This is a genomic window from Weissella fangxianensis, from assembly GCF_024718545.1.
In the GTDB taxonomy this organism is placed as follows: Bacteria; Bacillota; Bacilli; order Lactobacillales; family Lactobacillaceae; genus Weissella; species Weissella fangxianensis.
The window spans coordinates 1-18,157 of sequence record NZ_JAMXDB010000023.1; the positions used below are offsets into that span (position 1 = coordinate 1).

At 38.4% G+C, this 18,157-nt stretch carries 19 protein-coding genes; 9 read left to right on the plus strand and 10 right to left on the minus strand.

The window, feature by feature from the left end; all coding sequences use genetic code 11:
• Positions 1-187 precede the first annotated feature (187 nt).
• From NGR58_RS06735 to NGR58_RS06745, 3 genes are all read right to left on the minus strand, one after another.
• Positions 188-691 carry a YbhB/YbcL family Raf kinase inhibitor-like protein gene (locus tag NGR58_RS06735; RefSeq protein ID WP_258088828.1) on the minus strand — a complete coding sequence of 168 codons (504 nt, stop codon included), beginning with the start codon at positions 689-691 and terminating at the stop codon, positions 188-190.
• A 65-nt stretch (positions 692-756) separates the two neighbouring features.
• The gene (locus NGR58_RS06740; RefSeq protein WP_258088829.1) at positions 757-1,356 is read right to left on the minus strand and encodes a pentapeptide repeat-containing protein; all 600 of its coding nucleotides are present in this window, start codon (positions 1,354-1,356) and stop codon (positions 757-759) included.
• 104 nt (positions 1,357-1,460) lie between these two features.
• Positions 1,461-2,396 carry a LacI family DNA-binding transcriptional regulator gene (locus NGR58_RS06745; RefSeq protein WP_258088830.1) on the minus strand — a complete coding sequence of 312 codons (936 nt, stop codon included), beginning with the start codon at positions 2,394-2,396 and terminating at the stop codon, positions 1,461-1,463.
• Positions 2,397-2,626: 230 nt separating this feature from the next.
• Here NGR58_RS06745 and NGR58_RS06750 point away from each other — a divergent pair, with 230 nt between their 5' ends.
• From NGR58_RS06750 to NGR58_RS06770, 5 genes are all read left to right on the plus strand, one after another.
• Positions 2,627-3,982 (plus strand): SLC45 family MFS transporter, encoded by a 1,356-nt coding sequence (locus tag NGR58_RS06750; RefSeq protein ID WP_258088831.1) that lies wholly within the window; start codon positions 2,627-2,629, stop codon positions 3,980-3,982.
• Between the two features lie 151 nt (positions 3,983-4,133).
• A complete protein-coding gene (locus tag NGR58_RS06755) occupies positions 4,134-5,000 on the plus strand; it encodes a MetQ/NlpA family ABC transporter substrate-binding protein (RefSeq protein ID WP_258088832.1) in 867 nt (288 codons plus the stop codon).
• A 9-nt stretch (positions 5,001-5,009) separates the two neighbouring features.
• Positions 5,010-5,972 (plus strand): CapA family protein, encoded by a 963-nt coding sequence (locus NGR58_RS06760; protein ID WP_258088833.1) that lies wholly within the window; start codon positions 5,010-5,012, stop codon positions 5,970-5,972.
• A 21-nt stretch (positions 5,973-5,993) separates the two neighbouring features.
• Positions 5,994-6,335, plus strand: coding sequence for a hypothetical protein (locus NGR58_RS06765; protein WP_258088834.1), 342 nt, complete (start codon positions 5,994-5,996; stop codon positions 6,333-6,335).
• A gap of 211 nt (positions 6,336-6,546) precedes the next feature.
• The gene (locus NGR58_RS06770; RefSeq protein ID WP_258088835.1) at positions 6,547-7,398 is read left to right on the plus strand and encodes an aldo/keto reductase; all 852 of its coding nucleotides are present in this window, start codon (positions 6,547-6,549) and stop codon (positions 7,396-7,398) included.
• Between the two features lie 61 nt (positions 7,399-7,459).
• On the opposite strand, the gene NGR58_RS06775 is transcribed toward NGR58_RS06770, so the two are convergent.
• From NGR58_RS06775 to NGR58_RS06785, 3 genes are all read right to left on the minus strand, one after another.
• Positions 7,460-8,389 (minus strand): 2-dehydropantoate 2-reductase, encoded by a 930-nt coding sequence (locus tag NGR58_RS06775; protein ID WP_258088836.1) that lies wholly within the window; start codon positions 8,387-8,389, stop codon positions 7,460-7,462.
• A 71-nt stretch (positions 8,390-8,460) separates the two neighbouring features.
• Positions 8,461-9,057 (minus strand): hypothetical protein, encoded by a 597-nt coding sequence (locus NGR58_RS06780; protein WP_258088837.1) that lies wholly within the window; start codon positions 9,055-9,057, stop codon positions 8,461-8,463.
• 1 nt (position 9,058) lies between these two features.
• Complete coding sequence (locus NGR58_RS06785) at positions 9,059-9,514, minus strand: GNAT family N-acetyltransferase (protein ID WP_258088838.1); 456 nt, start codon at positions 9,512-9,514, stop codon at positions 9,059-9,061.
• A 229-nt stretch (positions 9,515-9,743) separates the two neighbouring features.
• Between NGR58_RS06785 and NGR58_RS06790 the strand changes: the two genes are divergently transcribed.
• Positions 9,744-10,685, plus strand: a complete 942-nt coding sequence (locus tag NGR58_RS06790) for a nucleoside hydrolase (RefSeq protein ID WP_258088839.1) — start codon at positions 9,744-9,746, stop codon at positions 10,683-10,685.
• A gap of 35 nt (positions 10,686-10,720) precedes the next feature.
• The gene (locus tag NGR58_RS06795) at positions 10,721-11,410 is read left to right on the plus strand and encodes an N-acetylmannosamine-6-phosphate 2-epimerase (RefSeq protein ID WP_258088840.1); all 690 of its coding nucleotides are present in this window, start codon (positions 10,721-10,723) and stop codon (positions 11,408-11,410) included.
• A 72-nt stretch (positions 11,411-11,482) separates the two neighbouring features.
• On the opposite strand, the gene NGR58_RS06800 is transcribed toward NGR58_RS06795, so the two are convergent.
• Positions 11,483-12,433 (minus strand): AraC family transcriptional regulator, encoded by a 951-nt coding sequence (locus tag NGR58_RS06800; protein ID WP_258088841.1) that lies wholly within the window; start codon positions 12,431-12,433, stop codon positions 11,483-11,485.
• 299 nt (positions 12,434-12,732) lie between these two features.
• Here NGR58_RS06800 and NGR58_RS06805 point away from each other — a divergent pair, with 299 nt between their 5' ends.
• Together NGR58_RS06805 and NGR58_RS06810 are read left to right on the plus strand one after the other, a co-directional pair.
• Positions 12,733-14,079: an MFS transporter gene (locus NGR58_RS06805; RefSeq protein ID WP_258088842.1), complete on the plus strand. Its 1,347-nt coding sequence runs from the start codon at positions 12,733-12,735 to the stop codon at positions 14,077-14,079.
• Positions 14,080-14,093: 14 nt separating this feature from the next.
• On the plus strand, positions 14,094-16,055 hold the full coding sequence (locus NGR58_RS06810; protein ID WP_258088843.1) for a glycoside hydrolase family 127 protein: 1,962 nt from the start codon (positions 14,094-14,096) through the stop codon (positions 16,053-16,055).
• Between the two features lie 83 nt (positions 16,056-16,138).
• Here the strand turns inward: NGR58_RS06810 and NGR58_RS06815 are convergent, their stop codons facing one another.
• Genes NGR58_RS06815 through NGR58_RS06825 form a run of 3 tightly spaced genes read right to left on the minus strand, consistent with a single transcriptional unit; the run spans position 16,139 to position 18,002 of the window.
• On the minus strand, positions 16,139-16,510 hold the full coding sequence (locus tag NGR58_RS06815; protein WP_345791605.1) for a CHY zinc finger protein: 372 nt from the start codon (positions 16,508-16,510) through the stop codon (positions 16,139-16,141).
• Entirely contained in the window at positions 16,452-17,429 is a 978-nt protein-coding gene (locus tag NGR58_RS06820; RefSeq protein ID WP_258088844.1) for a biotin--[acetyl-CoA-carboxylase] ligase, read from the minus strand. Before NGR58_RS06820 ends, NGR58_RS06815 begins: the two co-directional genes overlap by 59 nt.
• 12 nt (positions 17,430-17,441) lie before the next feature.
• Positions 17,442-18,002, minus strand: a complete 561-nt coding sequence (locus tag NGR58_RS06825) for a biotin transporter BioY (RefSeq protein ID WP_258088845.1) — start codon at positions 18,000-18,002, stop codon at positions 17,442-17,444.
• Between the last annotated feature and the right edge of the window lie 155 nt (positions 18,003-18,157).

An 18,157-nucleotide genomic window follows, 5' to 3' on the forward strand; every position in this document is an offset into this window, starting at 1 on the left:
TCCGTATTTTATAAGGCGGAATACCTTGTAGATACATTGTGACAGCTTCAATTTGTACTTCTTTTGAAAACATAGTAAAACCCCGTAAGTTTTGGAAATTACTCCAACTTACGGGGTTCAGTTCAGAGACACTTGTTTTGTCTCAACCCTTTTTAATGTTTAACGACTAATTGTTCCACATGGAACATTAGTTACTACGAGCAGGTAAGTCTACTGAAGCTGTATCTAATATATGTCCTTTAGCTGCACGGCGGAAATCATTTAGGAAATAACCAGCAGCTAAGTCTAATTCTGTATCTAATGCAAAAACTTTGAGTGTATAATCGTGTGTTTTATCAGGAGGCATTGGACCAGTATAGCTTTGTGTTAATTCTGGATTGTCCAAACGATATTCTGCGTACTGTGAATTAGTTCCGGGGACATATGACACGTTGGCGTGGGTGATATCTTCAGGAATATCAGCTACTGGTAAGTTAGCTGCTAACCAGTGAATCCAGACAAAACCGGCTACAGGTACTGAATCATAGTCGATAAAGACAACAGCTAATGATTGGGTACCTTCAGGAGCTTCGTTAACTTTAATTGGGAAGTTAATAACCGGTGCGTCATCACGCCGATATTGTTCAGGCGCAAATTTTGCGTACTTATCGGGAATAAAATTATTATTATCTAACGCGACATCAATTTTCATAAATAAACCCTCCTCTATTAAGTATTAGTTTCAATCTAGCATGTTGAATTGGGACGTGCAATAAATCAAGATGCGTCATCCTTAATTTTAACACCTAGTAGACTAACGAAGGCGATTACTTGTTGCGGACTGATGGTACAGCCACGTACTTGATTGGTTGCGACGTTTAGTATTTCGAAGTAACTGCTAGAAATATCAACGCCAACTAGAGAAGTATCTAGGAAATCTGTTTTATCGAGCTCACATTGAACAAATTTCAAGCCTTTTTTAATTGTTACATCTTGGAAGTATGAACCAAATAAAATACTTTTTTCGAATTGGCTATTCTCAATTTTTGAACCAGATAAATTTATATAATCGGATTTTGAGTTGGTAACTAAGGTGTTTTTCCATTGATTATTTGAAAAATCAACCCCCATTAATTGGCATTTTTCGAAAGTTGTTCGATAGAAAATACTGGATGTAAAATCATTGTTCAGAAAATGACATTTTTCAAGCTGACAGTCGAGCCATTCACTATCTGAAAAGTCGGTTTGTTGAAACTCACAGTTTTTGAATTTGACTGAGTCAATATGGATCCTGTCGACAGAGTATAGAAATAAACATTCTTCGTAGGTCTCTCCAGGCACCACTTCATCTAGGGATAACCGCTGTTTTTTAATCATAGAATTTTGCCTTTCTGCTACTTTAACAGTCGTTTGAATGACAATGTAACATCAGTTGAATAAACGAACAATAATGCTGCTCAAGATGCCTAACTGATATGTTGTTATTTTATCGTTGTTTCACCATGGATTAATTCAGGGACAACATATTCTGATGTCACACTTTCTCCAGATAATTCGGCTAGTAATAATTGCACCATTTTTTCGGCAATTTCTTTAAGTGGTTGTTGTACAGTGGTTAGCGATTGTTCAGCTAATTGGTGAATATAAATGCCATCAAATCCCACGATACCCACTTCATCTGGTACAGCCAATCCTTGATGGCGGCTAGCGCGTAGTGCACCCAAACCCAGACGATCAGTGGCAGCAATGATGCCGGTATTAGCACTTAAATGACTATTCTGTAAGAATTGGAACGCAATCTGTTCATTGTTGGGCAAATGATGAATTTCAGGTTCACGTCCAGTTTCTTGCATGGCTTGTCGATAACCAGCTTCACGGTTAGTTTCAAAGGGTTCATCAATCGCCATCCCCAAAAATAACAGGCGTTGATATTGTTGATTAATCAATAATTGCGTCGCTAGATACGTACCAGCTTTGTTATCGATATCTACAGATGTGATGCCTGCTTCTGTACCGTAGATAACAACGGGGATAGGTAGATTATTTAAGATATCGAAATCACTATGACGAGCGCCACATACTAAGAACCCATCGACATTCGTCAAATCAAAATTACGATCATGACGCATTTCTAACGTGTAGCCTTCATTGCGTAAAGCATCGGTCAGGTGCATGAGTAAATGAGCGTAATAAGGTTCAATTTCATTGATGTCGTCTAATAAGATGAAGGCGATATTATAGTGCCGATTATTTGCCAGTGCTTTACCAGCACGATTCTGTACATAGCCTAATTGTGAAATAACCTGTTGGACATCTGTCCTAATTTCAGCTGATACTTGCTCAGGATGATTAATAACTCGAGAGACCGTCATTTTTGAAACATGCGCCTCATGAGCCACGTCAGATATTGAAACCATGGTGTTGACCTCGATGCTTGATTTAAAAACATTTTCATAAATTACTCACTCCATAATACCATGGATATGACCGTGCGCGTAAATTTACGCATGGCGAGAAACCTGTTACCGGTAACATCGAGAATGCGCTTTCATAATTTTGTTTGGCAAAGTATAGTTTTATTTGTAAGTAAAACGCTTTCATTTACTGAACGCAAATATAAACAAATTTATGAGTATGGAGTTATATTATGTCAGAGATAAAAAATGTACTTGGTAAAAAGCATTTGCCAACATTATCAATTGCCACATTGATGTTAATGACCTTCGGAAACTTAGGAACATCCATGGTTTTTTCGTTGCAAAGTGCCAATATGGGACGTATTTTTCAAACATTGGGCGCTGATCCTACTAAATTAGGCTTCTTCTTTATTTTGCCACCCTTGGCAGGAATGGTTGTGCAACCGTTAGTGGGTTATTTTTCAGACCGTACGTGGATTCCAAAAATTGGTCGCCGCTTACCATACCTGATTTTGGGTTCATTGGTGGCAATCGTGGTGATGGCATTATTGCCAAATGCGGGTTCATTTGGGTTTAAAGCATCAACGGCTCTTTGGTTTGGTGCTGTTGCGATTTTATTTATGGACTTATCATCAAATATGTCTATGCAACCATTTAAGATGATGATTTCAGACATGGTCAATGACAGTCAAAAGGATATGGCATGGTCATGGCAGACAATTTGGGGAAATATTGGTGGTGTGATTGCAAACCTATTCCCATATTTCTTTACTGCTATTGGTGTTGCTAACGTGGCTGCCCAAGGTCAGTTACCTGCATCGGTTAAATGGTCATTCTATGTAGGGGCAATTATTCTGGCAGTTTCTGCAGCATTTACGGTTTGGAAAGTTGATGAATACGAGCCAAGTAAATATGCTGAATATCATGGTATCAGTGAAACAACCGAAAAGACTAATCTACTAAAAATCATCAAAAATGCGCCAAAAGTCTTTTGGACACTTGGGATTGTGCAATTCTTCTGTTGGGCAGGTTTCCAATATCTATGGACGTATGGAACAGGTGCTGTTGCTGCCAATATTTGGCACACAACTGATGCTTCATCAGGAGCCTTCCAAGCGGCCGGAAATTGGTTTGGTGTCTTATCATCAATTGAAACCGTGGCTGCAATTGTCTGGGGCTTGGTGATTTCACGTTTGAGTAATAAAACGCGTAAGCCAGCTTATACCCTTGGCTTGTTCTTAGGAGCGGTTGGGTTCTTTATGTTAGCAACAACCGGTTCAAAGGCGATGTCAGCTCTATCATTTGTTTTGATCGGAATTGCATGGGTTACCATGAATGCTATTCCATTTACAATTTTAACGAATGCCTTAGATGGTATGCATGATGGTACTTATATGGGCTTGTTTAATACATGGATCTGTTTCCCACAAATTGTTGCTTCAGTTGTGTCGTTTGCAATTTATCCATTATTAGGAAATCAAATGCCACATATGATTATGGTATCAGCAGTGCTATTCATCATCGGTGGACTAAGTGTTTGGTTGATAAAGGAAACATCTGTTGAACATGGGGATGCTGTTCACTAGATGTAACATAAAGAGTACCTTTGTATTTGTCTATTATTATGTAGATAAATGCAAGGGTACTTTTTTTTAGGATAGAAATTGGACCAATCGTGTTATTGTTATTAATGTGGTTAAATAATTATAGGAATCAGTAGGTTATGAGGAGTTTCAGATGAAAAAGAAAAGTAAATATATATTATTTGGTATAGTCATTTTAGGGGTGGCGATAGCCGGGTTTGGTACATATGCAACGTTATCAAATAAACAGCCAACGGATACTAAAATTACTATTGGGTCACAAGGAACAGATACAGTTGTATGGAAACATATTGCTGATTCGAAAGTTGCTAAGCAAAAGCATCTAAATATTGAAGTTAAGGATTTTACAGATTCTAATAGTTTGAATAAAGCCTTAGCTAATGATGAAATTCAGGTAAATGCTTTTCAATCTTATGCATTTTATACCACCTATAACAAAAATAATCCTGATAAAAAGGTCTATGCGCTGGGAACAACTTATATTCAACCAATGGGAATCTATTCTGGTAAATATAAGTCAATTTCAAGTATTCCTAAAAATAGTACCGTGGCAATAGCTAATGATGCCGCTGCGGAGAGTCGCGGGCTTAAACTATTAGAGTCAGCCGGCTTAGTAACTTTGAACAAGCATCGGGTGGATGAATTAGTGGCGCCCAGTGATGTCAAAGAGAATCCTAAGCAATTAAAAATTAAGACGGTTGAATCAACTAGTACACCATCTTTGCTTCATGATGATGGGATTGCCGCAGTAGCTATTGATAATAATACAGCGCAAATCTCAAAATTAGATGTATTTAAGGATGCGATTTTCCATGAGAAATTGGATCAAAATACCAAGTCAAATGTTAACGTCATTGTAACGAATAAAAAGCATGTCAATGATGAAAACTATAAAAAAATCTTGAATCTGTACCACGACAAAAAGATACAGAAATGGATAAAAGCTAATTATTCAGGAAAAGTAGAAATTAACAAGTCAATTAGTGAATTGGAGAAGTAAGTATTTAATATGAAATTAATATTAGCGGGTGACATGCTATTTTCAAGTCGTAACTTGGTTAATAGATTAGATTCAACTTTAGTCAAAAAATTACAAGCAGCTGATGCTGTATTCGCAAATGCAGAATTTTCAACACCAAAGCCAGATAAAGCCGTTGCCGCTGGTAGAGGATACGTCACAGCGGTCCGGCCGGATACGTTAAAAGAATTTGCGGATCTGAATATAAAATTGATTTCTTTAGCAAATAATCATAGTGGTGATTTCGGTATTGAGGGAATGCGTGATTCACTTGAAGCTGCTGCAGCGCAAGGGCTTACCGTGGGTGGTTTAGCTAATTCTCTCGATGAGGCGCGGATGCCAAGCTTTAGTGATACACCTTCTGGTAGAATCGGTTTTGTCACGGCAACAGCCACGCGAGCGGATGTATTTATGGCAAGCAATGCAGGGAATGGTGTACCGGCGCGTCCGGGTGTTAATCCGCTGCGCTGGCGCGAAACGTATGAAGTTTCACCAGAACAATATGAGCAATTGGAAAAAATTTCTGATGATTTGGGATTAACAGCAAGTAATGAACAAGGGAGAAACATTGAAGGCTTTGAAAAGCCAGATGCTAATACATTGATTTTTGGTTCATTATTTGAAAAGAATTTAACCTTCCACAAGAAAGAAAAAACACAATTCAAAACTGAGGTTAATACAGCTGATTTAGATGCTTTAACAGACAGTATTCGCGATGCAAAATTCCGTAGTGATTTTGTCTTTCTAAATATCCATTCGCATGAAGGTATCAATGCCAATTGGTATGATGATGCGCCAGCTGACTTCTTTGTTGAAACAGCACACGCCGCCATTGATGCGGGAGCAGATGTCGTGATTGGGCATGGGGCACACTTTATGCGTGGTGTAGAAACCTACCATGGCAAACCAATATTTTATAATTTGGGTAGCTTAATGATGGAATTTGAATCATGAAATTCTATCATTCCCCCTGAAATGTATGCCGAGTATGGGCTAGATGAGCATGCTAAACCATCTCAGTTACATCGTCAACGTGCAATGGATGATAATGGTCATTTTATTGGGTTTAATGCGGATCCTAAGTTTTCACAAAATATCATTTTAGAAGTGGATGTTGATGAAAATCATGATGCTAAAATTCATGTTATACCAATAGATTTGGGCTTAACGGATGGAAATCCTGTAAAACGAGGCTTGCCAAGCATTCCTGGTGCTGAATCGGCAGCGTTGTTATTAGAACGGTTAAACAAAGTGAGCCAACCATTACATACGCATTTTTCGTATGATGAATCAACGAATACGTTTGTGATTGATTAGAATAATAGGAAGCGGGTGGGGATAAAATAAATATCCCAACCCGCTTTGTGTTAAAAAATGAATCAACGATGATTGTTGAATACAAAACATCTAATCGAACGAGCAAGTTAAATCATTAATAGTTCTCAGATGGTATGAGTTGTATTCAGTCATGCTGTTCGTTAGACTCGAAGTGTAGTCATATAGGTAATATGCTAGATTGGAGAATGCGATGAAGAAAGTGACATTAGCAGGTGTAGAAGTACCAGCAATTGGAATTGGAACATGGCATATGGGGGAAGATCCCTCACAAGAACAACGAGAAATCCAAGCTATTCGTAGTGGCTTAGATGCCGGTGCCCTTGTCGTTGATACGGCCGAGATGTATGGTTCAGGTAAATCAGAAACATTAGTTGGAAAAGCATTGGCGCCTTATCAACGTGACGACATTTATTTAATTTCAAAGGTATTGCCACATAATGCATCTAAGGCGAAATTGGAACAACATTTAGATGCGTCGTTACAGCGATTGCAAACGGATTATCTTGATCTTTACCTCTATCATTGGCGTGGTGGTGTGCCCTTGGCTGAAACGATTGCCGAATTAGATCGTATGAAACAAATTGGGAAAATCAAAGCTTGGGGTGTATCAAATTTTGATGTTCCGGACATGGAAGAACTCTGGGAACTGCCTGCCGGAAAGTATACAACCGTGAATGAAGATCTTTATAACATTGAGGAACGAGGTATTGAGTATGACTTGTTGCCTTGGCAGGAGGAACACCAGGTACCTTTGATTGCTTACAGCCCAGTTGGTGGTAAACAGAATGAGTTAGGAACCTCGATGCTGACTAATCAAGTAGTTAAAGAAATTGCTGATCAACATGGCGTAACACCATATGTGTTGTTGCTTGCTTGGATTATACGAAATGGTCAGACGATTGCTATTCCACAGACTAATAATCCAGAACATGCTGCAGCAAATATGCGGGCGGCTAACTTAGAACTAACCGCTGCGGAACTTAAGCGATTAGATCAAGAGTATCCAAAACCGGATCATAAAGTACCCTTGGCTATTAATTAATATATTACTAATGCAAAAAGTGGTTGGAACTGTTATGTTGTTCCAACCACTTTTTTACTGTTTAGTTTTTAATGACAATATCTTCACGAGCATGAATTAGCTCTGTAATTAATGTATTAGTTGGAGTAGGAATATTTAATTCCTTTCCCATACGTGCAATCGCACCGTTTAAGTAATCAATTTCAGTATATCGTCCCGAGGCAATGTCTTGATGCATTGAGGGATAATGATCACCTGCTTGATCGGGTGCCAGTGATGCGTTAATTGTTTTTAAAGCAAGTTCGGCAGTTAAAGGAATGCCTTTAGCTTTGGCGATGGCTTCAAATTCACTAACAACGCGCTTTGTTAAAATTGGTGTATATTGGCTTTTTCTAAGGTCCATAATTTTGCAATCTAGGATCGTACAGAAAGTATTTAGAACACTGTTTAAACAAGCCTTTTTCCAGATTGACAATAAGACATTGTTGCTAGGACGAGCATCTAAACCAGCTTCGTTTAGAACGTCATTAATTTTAATGACTGTTTCATGTGAAACATTTTCAATTGCTTGAAATTCGATATACCCAGAACCATTTAGAACCACGGCACCAGGACCGACTAATTCACTCGTCCAGAGAGTTGTACCAACTAATAAGTCGAGGTGCGAGTTGAATTTTCTAATTGTTTCCAGGTTACCGATACCGTTTGATAAACATAAGACTGCTGTATTATCAGTTAATAGATGCGAAATTTTATTCAGCATATCATTTAACTGCATCGCCTTTGTGAATAGTAAAATCAGGTCAAAATCACCGTGAACATCTTCAGGAAAAGCAGCTGGAATCTTTACAAATCGTTGCTTGCCAGCGGTTTCTACTGAGAGCCCTTGTGTGTTGATCGTTGTGACATGTTCCGGCCACAAATCTATTAATGTGACTTGATTACCTGCTTGATGGAGCATGTAACCAAAGCGACTGCCCATTGCACCACTACCTGCAATTGCTATTTTCATGATGTACCCTTTCTTTTAGAACGCTTTCATCTATATTTTACCAGAATTACAGCGTCGCATACGATATTGCGTTAGGGTGTCATTTTATTATCTGACAATGCAGCTTTTCTGAGTATAACGATCAACATTAATGATGTGTCCAATATGAATAAATAAATTGGAAATGAAGTGGTACTAAATGACCAATGAGTGGTTGCCGCTAAAATTGCCGAGGTTGACGAGATCACACCGCCGATGTAATAGACTGGGGCTTCGGTGTTGGGATAAAGCCAAGCCTTATGCAATGTTGGTAGTGAGGCAATCGCATCGCTAAGGATTGAAAAGATAATAGCAAGAATTGGGTCATCAGTTAGGCGCCAAATGATGATGGCGAAGATGGCCACGATTCCGCAGAGATAATCCAGAAAGCTCAATTTCCAATAAGCAGATTTGTTAAACATTGAGGCGATGAATACTAATAGGGGCATAAATCCAGCCATAAATACTGGTAAGATAGACCAATCAAATCCAGTTGCCGCAATCGTTGCGACGACAGAAATCAGTGGTGATACTGCCCACAATAGCCAAGTCACCTTATTAGGTTGCGCTCTACCTTGTATGGTTGCGATTAAATAAACTGAACCAAAAACAACGGAGCATAATGCACCGACTAAAACAAGATATTGCATATTAATGGTCCTCGCTCAAAAGCATATCGATATGAGGGATGTCATCTTCTAGATAGACATCGGATACGGCCTGAAAACCAAACGACTCATAAAAGTTGCGTAGATAATTTTGCGCACCAATTTTAATATCTTTCTCCGGATAGAGTCGTCGAATTTCTTTGATGGTTTCGGTAACGATTTGACGGCCAAATTGTTGATGACGATAGGACGTGGCTACTAAAACACGTCCGAAACGTATATAGTTTGGATCGTCATCAGAGATAATACGTGTATAAGCAACCAAATCATGATCATTTGTTAAACAAACGTGGCGAGCATTAAAATCGGCATCATCAACTTCTTGATAAGCACAGTTTTGTTCCACAACAAACACCTTGGTACGTGCTTGCATAATAGTAATTAGTTCTGAACTAGTTAGTTCATTGTTATTTTTAATAGTAAGCGTTACTTCTGCCATGATTAACGCACCACCTCCTAGAAAAATAGAATATTAAATGACTTTCTAATGCACAATGTTATCATATTTCAACAAATAAAAATGTATTTTTATTATATTTTTTAAATAAATATACATACTGGCTATTATTATTCATATCTCTATGATACTTCATAAATGTTTAACTTGACGATAATAATAAAATTCCGTAATCTTTAAGAAAAATAAGCAATTTAGTGGGGAAAACGTAATGAAGAATGTATATTTCAACCATGATGGGAACGTTGATGATTTAGTATCGTTATTACTTTTGTTGCAAATGCCAGATGTTAACTTATTAGGGGTCGGGGTGACTGATGCTGATGGCTATGTTGAGCCTTCGGTTTCAGCATCGCGAAAAATTGTTGATTTATTTGGTCATGAAAGTCGGCAACCAATGGATATTGCCAAGTCAAATTCACGAGCTGCGCATCAATTTCCAAAAGAATGGCGCTTAAGTTCGTTTTCATTTGATGATTTTCCAATTTTAAACGAGCATGGTGAGCCTAAAACACCAGTTGCGACAAAACCAGGCCATCTGGACATGATTGATAAGATTAAGTCAGCGGATGACAGCGTAACTTTAGTTATGACTGGTCCATTGTCAGATTTGGCACGTGCATTAGATGAAGAGCCAAGTATTGTTGAAAAGATTGAAAGTGTCCATTGGATGGGTGGTGCATTGAACAGCAAAGGGAATGTTGCTGAACCGGGTGCCGACGACACGATGGAGTGGAATGCTTATTGGGATGCTGAAGCGGTGAAAAAAGTCTGGGATTCAGATTTGAAGATCGTTATGGTCGGATTGGATAGTACGGACCAAGTTCCTTTAACTGCTGAATTGCGGCAACGTTGGGCTAAGCAACGCCAGCATCCAGCGTTAGATTTAATTGGACAGGGCTATTCATTAGTGCATTCGTTTGAGGCGAACTCGACTTATTATCTATGGGACGTACTTACAACTTTGGCATCGACGTATCCAGAACTAGTAGAATCGGTGCAAGTAAAGACGGATGTGATAACAACTGGTGCGTCAGAAGGACGGACATATCAAACTGACGAAGGTCGTGAAATTACTTTTGTTACAAGTGTTGATGCAGAGGCCTTTTATGACAAGATTGATGAGCTGGCGAAATTAGGGGATAGTAAGTAGTTGATAGATTGAACGAATTGAGGGAGTCATTCAAAATGGATAAGCAAGCGTTGATGCATCAAATTGCTAATGGATTAATCGTTTCATGTCAAGCGTTACCAGGTGAGCCGTTGTATATGGGAAAAGGTGGGGTTATGCCACTATTAGCTTTGGCAGCCCAACAAGGTGGTGCAGTCGGAATTCGTGCCAACTCAGTGCGTGATATTCAAGAAATTAAAGCGATGGTTAATTTACCGATTATTGGCATTATTAAGCGTGATTACCCACCTGAAGAACCGTATATCACAGCTACCATGCAAGAAGTTGATGAGTTAATGATGGCAAAACCTGATGTGATTGCATTTGATGGCACGTTGCGACCACGACATGATGGTCTAACGGTTAGCGAATTTATTGGCCAAATTAAAGCAAAATATCCAGAACAATTATTGATGGCAGATATCGCGACGTTCGCAGATGGCTTAAATGCATGGCAAGCGGGTGTTGATTTTGTGGGCACAACGCTTGCTGGTTACACTGCGAATAGTGAAAAAATTGATGGTCCAAATTATCAATTGATCCAACGACTGGTTGATAATGGGATTGATGTCATTGCGGAAGGTAAAATCCACACACCTGAAGAAGCAAAAAAGATTCAAGGAATGGGTGTGGCTGGGATTGTTGTTGGGGGTGCGATTACCCGACCAAAAGAAATTACAGAGCGTTTTGTGCGTGAATTGCATTAGATAAAATGAAGTGGTTGAGACAACATGAGTGCCTCAACCACTTTTTGATTAAAACGACTTTTCCTTGCTCTCTTATTTTTCAGGTATTTTACCAAAATCAGGTACGTCATTTAAATGTCGCGAAATTTCTTCTGGGATTGGTAATACAGGACTGATAACTTGATTATTATGATAAATTTCATCAAATTGCGCACGATATTTACTTGGCGTTAGGCCACAAACTTTTTTGAATTGGCGCATAAAGAGTTTTTCGTTTTCGAAATAAGCATTCGATGCAATTTCCTTGATTGAAAGATTAGTTCTGATAAGCAAAGATTGTGCAGTTTGTATTTTTAGTTGCAATAAATATTGTTTAGGTGGGATACCCGTAACTTTTTTAAAGAGTTTGGAAAGGTATTGTGGGTTTAGTTGGACTTCCTCTGCCATATCCATAACGGTTGGTGATTTATATAGATTTACTCGAATCCATTCCTTTAGTCGATCAATACGCTCAACGTTATTTGTTTTATCTGTTAACCGATTAAAGATGGATTTACTAATTTCCATCAAAACCATTGTTGCTAGACAATTTGCTATTTTCCGATCATAAACATTTTGTAGGTCACTACTTAATAGTTGATGAATGAATACAATAAAGTGATCAGTATTGGTTAGCTGGAATTGTTGTGGAATGACACAGACGTTTGATTGCTGACCATTAATAGGTAGTGATTCTAAATTTGTACCTTTAAATGTCGTTGTGTCCTTTGGCAGAATAAAATGTAGCCAGTAAAATTCTACATCTTCTGAAGATGGGCGTGTGCCAGTCATTAATTGGTACGGTGGTACGAATAAAACGTCATTTTGATTGAGTGTATATTGTGTATTTTGAACAGTAATGTACAAGGGACCTTTTGTACAAAGAATTAGTTCATAGTCACCATGGTGATAGCGGTCACTGTGTTGCCAACCTTTTTGTGCAGAAAAAATACCACCAACCATGAAAGTGACATCATTATCAATATCGAATGCATAATACTCCATAATTCATTTACCTTTATGTGTTGTGCTTTAGACAAAAAAGTATACCTAAAATCATGTAAAGTATACTAAATAAATTTATTTTTTAAAACCTCTTTTTAAAACGTTGACGTAATAACGATTAAGAGCTGATTTTAAAATATCCCTCATGATTTATTTTAAAATAAAAAATAACATAATGACAAAAAAATGTACCATTTGCTATATTTTAGCAGTTTTTGCCATTTATTGGAAGCGCTATCATTATGGTATAGAAAACGTTTTCTGATTATGTTGTGCAAAAAAGAATTGAGGGAAGTACAGTGTTAAAAAAGAAAAATTTAAAGCTTTTTAGCCCTGCTGGAAACTCTGCAGGGGCTACGTCGACTGTTGATCCGGATACGATATCTCCAGAAACGGGTAAACCATGGTCTAAAGCATTAGTTTGGCGATTTTTGATTGCCTTTATCATCTATGGTATTTTGAATAACGCAGCGTTTACATTGAATGGTGCAGTTCTGTTACCGCAGCATATTAAAGATGTGGGAATCGGAAATCCAACAGCGGCTTATGGTGTCATTACGTCGGTTACGTCACTGGTATCATTGTTTGTCGGTTATATTTGGGGAACTTTATCTGATCGTACAAGATCACGTTTTGGTAAGCGAACGCCTTGGATTTTCATCGGTTCGTTTGTTGCAGGGATTGGACTATATTCACTAGGAATTTTTGAATCAACGACTAGTTTAACGATGGCCTATATTTTTAATACTTTAGGTCAGAATGCTATCCAAACACCAATGTATGCCTTTCTGGCTGACCGAGCTACTAAAAATGTTCGTGGTACATTATCAGCAGGATTTGGTGCAACTTCGGTTGGGGCACCAGTTGGTCAATTTATTAGTTCATACTTCTTAGGCCAATCATATCAAAGCATGGGGTTTGTCGTTGGTGGTATTATGATCGCCGCATCGGGATTGATTGTATTAGCAATGACACCACGTGAGAAGTCATCAAAGGAAGCTGTTGTTCCTAAGAATGAATCAGTCTTGGACGTTATGTCAACGTTATTACCACCTAGCCTAAAAGGCGGACACGATTTTTATAAGGCATGTGTGGGTCGTTTCCTTGTTATGACCAGTTATACGATGATTTTCCAATATTTAATTTATATTTTGGAGGATCACCTAGGGCTATCAGTGCTCGCAGCTGCTAGAGCGATGAATACATTATCATTATTTACACTAGTTGTTTCAATGATTGGGTTATTCATTTCTGGACCACTTTCAGATCGGTTAAGAGCTCGTAAAATTCCAGTTGCTTTTGGTGGTTTACTGATGATTGCTGGAGCAATAAGCATGCTACTATTTAAATCAGTAAATGGTGTTATTGGTTATGTTGTTCTGGCAGGTCTTGGTTATGGTATTTACTTGGCTGTTGATATGGCATTGAATATTGATGTTATTCCTGATGAAGCTAAAGAGAAAAAGACGACTGGTAAGTACGTCGGCTTTGGTAACCTAACAAATACTGCTGGACAGATGTTGGCTCCTGCTGCGACATCAATTATTGTGACAGCAACAGGTAGTTATAATCTTGTGTTTACCGGTTCTATCATGGTTACGTTAGTCGGTATTGCATTCATTCTGTGGATTAAGCACGTTAAATAAAGGAGAATTACGCAATGCAAAATGTCACATTAAAACATACAACTGTTACTTCAGATTTTTGGCAAAGATATCGTGATTTAATGGCAAATGAATCAATCCCGTTTCAATGGGATATGATCAACGACAATAGTCATGTTGAAGTTACAAATGATCCATTTGCTGCTGGTGGTTCTGCTGATAAAAGTCATGCCATTGCGAACCTTAAAATTGCTGCTGGTCAAATGTCGGGTGAATTTTTTGGCATGGATTTTCAAGATACTGATGTCTATAAGTGGTTGGAAACGGCGGCCTATGTTTTGAACTATGCACCAAGTGATCAACTCAAACAACAAGCAGATTCCGTTGTTGATTTGATTGCCGATGCACAAGAGGACGATGGTTACCTGTCAACGATGTTCCAGATTGAAATGCCTGAGCGAAAGTTCAAACGTTTGCAGCAATCACATGAGCTATATTCAATGGGACACTATATTGAGGCTGGGGTAGCGTATTATTCAGTTACTGGTAATGAAAAGGCACTAGATATTGCGAAGAAAATGGCGGATTGTATTGATAACCATTTTGGTACGGCAGACGGTAAGATTCTTGGTATTCCAGGGCATCCTGAAATTGAATTGGCATTAGCACGTTTATATGAAGCAACGTATGAGCAAAAATATTTAAATTTAGCGCAATACTTCATTAAACAACGTGGTCAAGATACAGAATTCTTTGCTAAGCAAAATGAAGCGGATGGTGTTGATCGGGATTTCTTCCCTGATTTGGGAACGATTGGTAATCGATACTATTTCGCTGATAAACCAGTGACTGAGCAGACTGATGCTCATGGTCATGCCGTTCGTGTCTTATATTTCTGTACAGGTCTTGCCCATGTTGCGCGTTTAACGCATGATCAAGAGTTACAAGATGCAGCAGACCGTCTGTGGCGAGATGTTGTTAAGAAGCAATTGTACATTACTGGTAACGTCGGCCAAACTACCCATGGAGAGGCATTTACCTATGACTACGATTTGCCAAATGATACCGATTATGGTGAGACTTGTGCATCGGTTTCAATGGTTTTCTTTGCTAAACAGATGTTGGAAAACCATATGAGTGGTGAATACGGCGACATTATTGAAAAAGAATTGTTTAATGGTGCATTGAGTGGAATTGCATTAGATGGTAAACATTATTTTTATGTTAATCCATTGGAGGCTGATCCAAAGGCAAGTCGTGGCAACCAAGGAAAGAACCACATTGCAACTAGGCGCTCATCTTGGTTTGCTTGTGCTTGCTGTCCTGCCAACATTACGCGTCTGATTGCCTCAATCGATAAATATTTGTATGAGGTTAAGGACAATACCATTCTTTCGCATCAATTTATTGCTAACGATACAACGTTTGATAATGGTGTTGAAATTAAACTAGATAGCAATTATCCATGGGATGGTGATGTGAAGTACACTATTACTAATACCAAGAAAACAGCATTCACATTTGGTATCAGAATTCCTAGTTGGACTTTACATGCTTATCAAGTGACGGTTAATGGAAAAGCAACAGATTCAAAATTAGTGGATCAAATTTTGTATGTTGATCTCGATGATGATGCTGAGATTTCAGTGCAATTTGATATGTCAGCACATACAGTTAGAACAAACACACGAGTTAAGGACAATATTGGTAAGGTAGCTGTTCAAAGAGGACCCATTGTCTATTGTGCAGAAGAAGAAGATAATGAAGGACCACTTTGGCTTTACGAGCTTGATAAAAAACCTGCATTTAATTACGCTTATGAAGCAGAACTACTGGATGGTGTTGGTACATTAACCACAAATAATGCAACGAAATTAGTAGAAGGAAAAACATCCGATGCGCTTTATACCTTCGATGAAGAAAAAACAGTTCAAAAGGCACAACTAAAGCTAATCCCTTACTATGCCTGGGCTAATAGAAATGAAGGACAAATGACAGTTTGGTTGCACCAAGCTTAGTTGTTTATCAAAATAATATAGAGAAGGAGACCGAAACACGTAAAATTGTTTCGGCCTCCTTTATTTTGTTTTTTAATAAATTTTCACAACTCAAAATAAATATCCTGATGGCGCGCACATTTAGGATTAAACGCGTGATGACAATTTGGACATTCATTTTGTGAGTAACTCTGATAAGCCATCGTTTGATGACAGACACCACACATGGCGGATTTAGCCGTTGGGTTAGCTGGTGCAAATTTGTGTGTCATGATGGCATCATGACAAAGATAACAAGCAAAATATTGATGACATTGGGCACACGCTAGGGCAACAATATCATTCTCAGTATGGTAGTGCATACAACGCCCGTCTTGATCTAAATCAATACCATGTATTGTTGATGTTGGCGCATGTTTATCTAAAGACGGTTGTTTTGATAACTTCGCCACTTGTAAATGATTTTGTAATACCATGTTCATCCTCAATAATTAAGCCACCATCATTGGCAATTTGTTTTGCAGTACCAGTAATCATTTTATTTCCTAATTTTAGGGTCACTTGTTTACCGATAACATTTGAGCGCCGACGATATTCGTCTAATAGAGCCGGAATATCACCATGATCATAAGTATCAATAATACGTTGCGCTAGCGTAACTAATAATCGATTGCGATCAACCGTCACTTTGCTGTCGATACCTTGGGCAATATCTGATAATTCATCAGGAAATTTTTCAGTTGTTAAATTTAGACCGATGCCCATAATGAACGCCGATGCCGACTTAGACTCAAGCTCAATATTTGCTTCGGTAATAATGCCGCCGACCTTTTTATCATTAATGAATAAATCATTGACCCATTTTAAATCAATCCGTTCGTCAGGGAAGAATTGCTCCAAGGTTTGCGCAATAATAACTGCCATGCTAGTTGTTAAAAGACCAACTTGCGACCAATCTTCAGTCTTGTTGGGCAGAACAATCGTGAAATATAGGCCACTAGTAGCAGGAGAATAGAAGGCACGACCACGACGACCATAACCACTAGACTGTGATTCAGCAGCAAAGATAACCGGCTTTTGTACTTGATGTGTTGTTAAATACTGCTTAGCTAGGTGTTGAGTTGATGTGACTTCTTGTTCAACAAATATGTCATCAACACGTTGATCATCCAAGTAATAACGCACAACATTTTCGTCCAGATTAGGTGTTTCAATATATTGATAGCCCAAATTTTTACGACTTTCAATGTGATGATTCTTCTTTTTTAAAGCATTAATAGCTTTCCAAATGCTTTCGCGACTGATTTGCAGGTCCGTTGCTAACTCATCTCCTGATGTCCAGTCGCCTTGATGAGCTAATAGTTCAAATAATACTTTTTGTTTGGTTGTTGTCAAAATAATCTCCCTCTAAAAAATGCCTTGCAGCGCAGGTATTTTTCTTAAGCGTCTAGCCAGTATAACTGATAATGTTGCTTTAATCATATCACCTGGTAGGAAAGCGACATTAGAAAATAGTGCGGTTGTTAGTGGTATATGTGATTGAACAGAAAGCCAGATTGAGCCAATGACATCAATCAATAAGACGCCGGCAACCATGACAGTCACTAATTCTAGCCACCAAGAAAGACGGTTGTTTCGTTTAAGTAAGTACAGCAATGTCCCCAAGACTGCTGGTACAAGTAACCAGGCAATCAAATAGCCACCAGTTGGTCCAAGAAAAACGGCAAAGCCACCTCGTCCGCCAGATAACACTGGTAATCCGAAAAGTGCCAATGCTAAGAATAAAGATACAGATAATGTACCATATTTGGCGCCTAATAATTCAGTCGTTAATAGGACGCCCATATTTTGAAGGATGATTGGTACAGGAATGAACCCGAGTGGGATGCCTGGAAACACACCAAGAATAATTAATATGGCGGTCATCATTGCGGCCAGAGTTAGTTTCTTTGTTTGTTGGTTCTGCATAATAGTTGTATCCAGTCTGATAGATTTTTAGAACAAGTTCATTATAATGATTAGTAACCTTTAAATCAACATAAGGGTTACTATGTCTTAAATGCGAACAATTATTGTTTGTTTTTGATTTTAGTTAATAAATATACTGGTTTTACAGTGATAAT